The sequence below is a fragment of the Holdemanella sp. genome, assembly GCF_056804935.1.
This window is the reverse complement of the sequence record NZ_DBMEXE010000078.1, coordinates 1-6,624: the sequence shown is the minus strand read 5'-3', so window position 1 is coordinate 6,624 and position 6,624 is coordinate 1. Positions and strand designations below refer to the sequence as shown.

The window sequence follows — 6,624 nt, the reverse complement described above, 5'->3', positions numbered from 1 at the left end:
TGGAACAATTTAGAACCACATTGTTTAGACAGTGTATGTTTGCGGAATTTGAGAAGATTATCAATGAAAAGACAGCAAACAACGAAGTTTTGACAAGTGATACATTGAATCAAATCTATGCGGATTTAAATAAATTCTATTATGGAGAAGATGTGATTGTGGATGATGAAATTAGTATGGAGTGGGCTTGTATTCCACATTTCTATATGAATTTCTATGTATACCAATATGCGACAGGATTTAGTGCAGCTATGGCTCTATCACAAAAATTGCTTCATGGAACACAAGCTGATATTGAAGCATACTTATCTTTCTTAAAGGGAGGATGTACAAAGTCTCCAGTCGAATTATTGCGTATGGCTGGGGTTGATATGGCAAGTCCAAAACCAATTGAAGATGCGATTGAATTGTTTGATTCTTTAATTGATGAATTTGAGAGTATTATGAAGTAGAAAGTCGTTTGACTTTCTATTTTTAGTCATTTTAAAATTAGTAATAGATGAATGACTAAAAAATGATACATTCATTTTCAGAAAATGTATGAAAATTATGGTATGATATTCACGAGGTGAACTAATGAATAAGTTAGAACAAGCACGTACACAAATTGATGCGATCGATCGTGAAATGGCTAAGCTGTATGAAGCACGATTGGATGCTGTTAAGGATGTGATTGCGTATAAAATAGAAAATGATTTACCAATTCTAGATTCAGGTAGAGAGCAGGTTGTAATTGAAAAGAATCTGCAGTTTATTCAGAATCCAGATTATAAAGAATATTATGAGTCTTTTATAAAGTTCATTATGAAAGAATCGAAGGCCTATCAAAGAACGTTGCAGTCGCATGATAAAGTTGGATATTGTGGAGTTGAAGGTGCCTTTGGGCATATGGTGAGCGAGAAGTTGTTTCCTTCCAATCCAAAAGTGGGCGTTTCTAGTTTTGAGGAAGTCTTTCAAATGGTTGTCCATTCAGACGTACAATATGGTGTGATTCCTTTTGAGAATACGAATTCTGGATTGGTTGGAGAAGTCTTAGATTTATTAATGGAATATCCAGTGTATATTCAGTCAATTTATGATCAAAAGATTGAACAATGTTTACTTGGAATTCCGGGCAGTACATTAAAAGATGTGGAGTGGGTCTATTCAAAGGATCAAGCACTTTCACAGTCTAAAGAATTTTTAAAGGAATTAAATGTACAAACGGTGGCCTATCCAAATACGGCGATGGCAGCCCAATATATTTCAGCACAACAGGATGTGCATAAAGCAGCTATTGGTGCTAAGGAAAATGCAGAGTTGTATGGCTTAAAGGTGTTGGCTACAAACATTCAAGAAAATGCGACTAACACAACGCGATTCTTAGTAATTGGATTAAAGCCACAAATGCAGGGCAATCGCTTTAGTATGGTTCTATCGGTTAAACATGAGAGTGGCGCTTTGGCAAAGATCATTGATTGTATTGCCAAGAATGGATTGAATATGGAAAGTATTCAGTCTAGACCGATGAAAAATAAACCTTTTGAGTATTTCTTCTTTGTCGAAATTGAAGGGGATATGTCAAAGGCAAATGATTGTATTCGAGAGGTACAGTCTGTGTGTGAAAGTGTAAAAGTATTGGGAGCATATACTTTAAAGGAGGAAAAATAAGTATGAATTTTGTGAAGGAAAGTGTCAATCAAACACCAATCGTAGATACTGTATTCTCAATTGTTGCCAAGGCAAAAGAGGCTAAGGCTAAGGTGGGAAGTGAAAATGTTGTAGACGCGACAATTGGTTCTTTATATGATGAAGAGGGAACTTTGGTTGCCTTAGACAGTGTATTTAGTTCATTAAAAAACTTGGATAATAAAGTATTGGCAGCCTATGCAGCTAGTTTTACAGGAAATCCAGACTTTAGACAAAAAGTATATGACTGGGTATTGAATGGAAATTCACACTTAGAACATGAAGTTATCGCAACACCTGGAGGAACCGGTGCCGTTGGTATGACTTTACAAGAGTGTCTAGATGAGGGACAAACAGTTGTCTTGCCAGAAATTGCATGGGGATCTTATGCACTAATGGCGCAGATGCACAATTTGAATGTGGAAAAATATAGTTTATTTGAAGAAGATCACTTTAATTTAAACTCTTTTAAATCGGCATGTAAAAATGTGATGGAAAAACAAAATCGTTTAGTCATTGTGATCAATGATCCTTGCCACAATCCTACAGGGTATTCTTTGAGTAAAGACGAATGGAAAGAAGTCATTTCTTTCTTGAATGAATGTTCAAAAACACATGCCGTAGTATTGTTGAATGATATTGCGTATATTGATTTTTCTTCTAGACAAGAAAAGGCGAAAGAATATTTTGCACAGTTTGATCAAATTGAGAAAAATTTTATCGTAATTGTCGCATTTAGTTTATCAAAATCAATGACAAGTTATGGCCTTCGTTGTGGAGCCGCCATTGTGTTAGGACAAGAAAAAGAAGCAGTTCGACAAGTAAAAATTGTGTTTGAAAAGGATGCGCGTGCGACTTGGTCAAATATCAACAATGGAGCTATGGCTACATTTGTAGATGTATTAGACAATCATAAAGATGCGTATGATAAAGAAAGATTGCACTATGTAAATTTATTAAAAGAACGTGGAGATATCTTTGTCAAAGAAGCGAAGGAAGTGGGATTAAAACATTATCCTTACAAAGAAGGATTCTTCGTAACTTTATCTATGGATAATGAAACACGTGACAAATTCCATGAGGCATTAATGGAAAACAACATTTTTACCGTCAAAGTAAATTTGGGTATTCGTGTTGCGATTTGTTCTTTATCGGTTGAAAAGACAAAGGGACTCGCAAAAAAGATGAAGGATATTTTGGATACAGTAGCTTAATACTGTATCTTTTTTTTCATCCACATATGTGGGACTCCTTCATCATCGTCAATTTGACCAAACTGAATATAGCCTTGTTTTTCATAGAATGGGCAGATACGAACTTGTGCGTGTACCACAATTAAGTCTCCATGTAATTTTTTGATTTCTTTTTCAGCTGTTCTAATTAATAGGTTACCTATATGTTGATTTCGATATTCCTTTAATACGGCTACCCTTCCAATAGTGTAATGATTGTTTTCTTTGAAGAATCGGCATGTTCCGATGGGTTTTCCTTCATCAAAGACAACGATATGATGACTAATAGTGTCGATTTCATCAAATTCGTTTTCAAAGCCTTGTTCTTTCATGAATACTTCAATACGAATGTCTTTGGCATCTTGTGGAAAGGTTGTAAAAATTTTTGCGTTCATATTATTCCTCTTTCTTTCTGATACATTAACAACTCAAAAATAGAAAGTCAAATTATGATATAATAAGGAGTAAGTTAGGTGGGAAGAAGTATGCGTATTTATGAAGAATCTTTAAATCGTTTTATTAAAAATTCATGGATATATTATGAGGCAAATGATCCTTATTATGCAGGTAAGATTGAGCGTATCTCAATTGAAAGAGTGCATGATCGGATTTTATATTATGAAGTAAAGGCTATTATTCAAACGCGTTGGAATGAGGAAATTATTAACTTTAGAGTGAATGAATATGGTACGATATTAACTACAAATTGTACTTGTACACAAGAGACACATAAAGGGTGTGTGCATTTAGTAAGTGTAGTGCGTGCCATTAATGCGATCAATCCCCAGACTTTTCCGTTTTGTGTGGAGTATCAGCAATATATTGAAGAAAAAAATCGTCAGGAAGAATTGGAAAGAAAGCGTCGTAGAATTCATAGTTTGAATCAGGCGGCATTTGATTTTCTAAAAGAAAAACAAGAAGATAAAGTTAACAATTTCTTTAAGGAAAACGAGAATCGAATTCGTTTGACGTTGCATCCTACAAATTCGTATTATTATGATCAGGCAGCATTTAAATTAAAGATTCAAGTGAATCGTGCATATACAGTAAAGAATATTCAAGCTTTAATGCGAGGCTTTTTTGAAAAGAAATTGGAATCTTTTGGGAAAAACACACAGATTTATTTAAATCCAGAAGATTTGGATGAGCCAAGTCAAAAGATTTATTCATTTTTGATGAAATATACTTTTTCAAAAGATTGGCAAAAAGACGGGGAAATCTATTCGGAATGTCTGGATGATTTCTTTGATTTAAATGTATCTTTGCCTAATGACCATACCGAATTTAAAACGGATGAAAAAGATATAAAATTAGTTATAAAATTGGTTGAATATGATGATTGTTTCGAATTCAATGTAGATTTGGATGATAATTTTCTAATTGGTAATAAACATTTGTATGTAGTGGATTATAAAAATATTACGCGATATACATTGGATGCGGATGGCTTTTTAGCTTCACTTGCGTATAATATTTCGCAAGAAGATGGTTGGTTGATTAAAAAAAGTGATTTTAGAGCTTTTTACTTACAATGCTTGCAGCCATATATGGATTATATTCAATTAGAAACGAATGTAGATGTAGAAAAATATGCGACTGTAATTGAGAATATTCGTGTGTATTCAGATCTTGAAAATGCGAATATGATTGTATGGGGAAACTATCTAGAAAATAATCAAAAAAAGAGTTTCTTCACAAATACAGATTCCAACCAAATTGCCAGTATAGAAGCAATTATTTCGCATTATGCGGTAAAGATTGAAGATAATAAGGCTGTATTTAAAGGTCGAAGCGATGCGTTATATAATTTTTTGGATCATGGAATTCCTTTGATTCAAAAACAAGCGGATGTGTATGTGTCTGAGGAATTGAAACGTTTAAAGAATCGTCGCAGTATGAATTTAAGTGTAAAGGTCTATGTTCAAAATGATTTATTGAAGATGGAACTAGATAGTGATGTGAACGCAGATGAATTGTCGCATATTTTAAATGCGTATCGAAAGAAGAAAAAGTTTTATCAGTTAAAGAATGGTGAAATGATTGATTTGGAAGATACAGGTTTAGAACAGTTGAATGAATTGGCTTCTACAATGAATTTAACGACTAAGGATTTCAAGAAAGAAACAATTGAAAAACCAGCATATCAGGCTTTCCATTTAATAGATGTGGATTCAGAATTGGATGTTCGTAATGATGATTCAGTTACAGAATATACAGATCGATTAATGAAAGTGAAAGAACAAACGATTCAATTGAAGGATGAATATAAATCTTTATTGCGCACGTATCAGCAGCAGGGCATTCAATGGTTGTATGATTTGAAAAACATGAATTTAAATGGAATTCTTGCCGATGATATGGGACTTGGAAAAACTATTCAAGTATTGGTATTTTATGAACAGTTTGTTTCAAAGGATAAACCGAGTTTGATTGTATGTCCAAGTAGTCTAATGTATAACTGGATGTCAGAAATTGAAAAGTTTAAGATTGGTGTGGACGCTGTTTGTGTTACGGGAACGCAAGAAGTGCGTAAAGAGATTATTCAGGAAAATCACGAACTCTATATTACGACATATGATTATTTGCGTAGGGACGTTGAATTGTATATGCCTATGGAATTTGAATATATTGTTCTAGATGAGGCACAGTTTATTAAGAATCCTAAGACAAAGAATGCGCAAAGTGTAAAGGCTTTAAAAAGTAAACATCGTTTGGCATTAACAGGAACGCCAATTGAGAATAGTTTAAGTGAATTGTGGAGTATCTTTGATTTCTTGTTGCCAGGCTATCTATATAGTTTGAATTATTTCACAAAGAATTTTGAGAAACCCATTCAGATGGGGGATGATGACAGACAGTCCAAACTTCAAAAGTTGGTGTCGCCATTTATTTTGCGTAGAACGAAAAAACAAGTGTTGAAGGATTTACCGGATAAGGTTGAGAAAGATATATGGTTAAACTTTAGTCCGGAGGAGAAGCAATTGTATCTTGCAAATCTTGCTCAAGTCAATGAGCAGCTTCAGCAACAATTAGAATTGGAACAAGTGGATTCGATTTTGATCATCGCGATGATGACGCGTCTTCGTCAGATTTGTTGCGAACCAAGAATGTTATATGAAAACTATAAGGGTGAGAGTACAAAGTTTACAATGTGTCTTGAATTGATTGAGACATTAAAAGAGAATGGTAAGAAAGTCTTGTTGTTTTCAAGTTTCACAAGTATTTTTGATTCTTTTATCGAAGAGTTTAATCAGCGAGGCATCAAATACCATATGATTACGGGTGCAGTTGATAAGAAGAAGCGTAAAGAAGAAGTAGATGCTTTTCAGAGTGATGATTCGGATGTATTCTTAATTTCATTAAAGGCTGGTGGAACTGGGCTAAATCTGACTAAGGCACAAGCTGTGATTCATTATGATCCTTGGTGGAATGTGAGTGCGCAAAATCAAGCAACAGATCGTGCGTATCGTATTGGTCAGACAAAGAATGTGTTAGTGTATCAGTTGTTGATGAAGAACACAATAGAAGCGAAAATCTATGAGATGCAGAAGCGCAAAAAAGAGATGAGTGATATATTTGTCGAAAATTCAAATGGTGGCATTTCGACTTTATCCAAGGAAGAATTGAGGGATTTATTCTCTATGGAATAGGAACTATATAATTTTTTGAAATATATAGTTCTTTTTTATAAAAGTGTGTTAAAATAGAAGTAATGAAAGGGATT

The 6,624-nt window shown here is 33.9% G+C and carries 5 protein-coding genes; 4 read left to right on the top strand and 1 reads right to left on the bottom strand.

Going from position 1 to position 6,624, the window contains the following annotated elements; translation table 11 throughout:
• The 3 genes from ACZQCL_RS04990 to ACZQCL_RS04980 form a co-directional block, all read left to right on the top strand.
• The coding region (locus ACZQCL_RS04990; RefSeq protein ID WP_482482015.1) for a M3 family metallopeptidase at positions 1–452 on the top strand (452 nt) is incomplete at its 5' end.
• 124 nt (positions 453–576) lie between these two features.
• Positions 577–1,650, top strand: coding sequence for a chorismate mutase (locus tag ACZQCL_RS04985; protein ID WP_118114575.1), 1,074 nt, complete (start codon positions 577–579; stop codon positions 1,648–1,650).
• 2 nt (positions 1,651–1,652) lie between these two features.
• Positions 1,653–2,882: a pyridoxal phosphate-dependent aminotransferase gene (locus tag ACZQCL_RS04980; protein ID WP_482482013.1), complete on the top strand. Its 1,230-nt coding sequence runs from the start codon at positions 1,653–1,655 to the stop codon at positions 2,880–2,882.
• Here ACZQCL_RS04980 and ACZQCL_RS04975 read toward each other — a convergent pair.
• Positions 2,879–3,295 carry a GNAT family N-acetyltransferase gene (locus tag ACZQCL_RS04975; protein ID WP_482482011.1) on the bottom strand — a complete coding sequence of 139 codons (417 nt, stop codon included), beginning with the start codon at positions 3,293–3,295 and terminating at the stop codon, positions 2,879–2,881. The two genes, ACZQCL_RS04980 and ACZQCL_RS04975, sit on opposite strands and share 4 nt — an antisense overlap.
• Before the next feature lie 90 nt (positions 3,296–3,385).
• Between ACZQCL_RS04975 and ACZQCL_RS04970 the strand changes: the two genes are divergently transcribed.
• Positions 3,386–6,550 carry a DEAD/DEAH box helicase gene (locus ACZQCL_RS04970; RefSeq protein ID WP_482482009.1) on the top strand — a complete coding sequence of 1,055 codons (3,165 nt, stop codon included), beginning with the start codon at positions 3,386–3,388 and terminating at the stop codon, positions 6,548–6,550.
• Positions 6,551–6,624 lie beyond the last annotated feature (74 nt).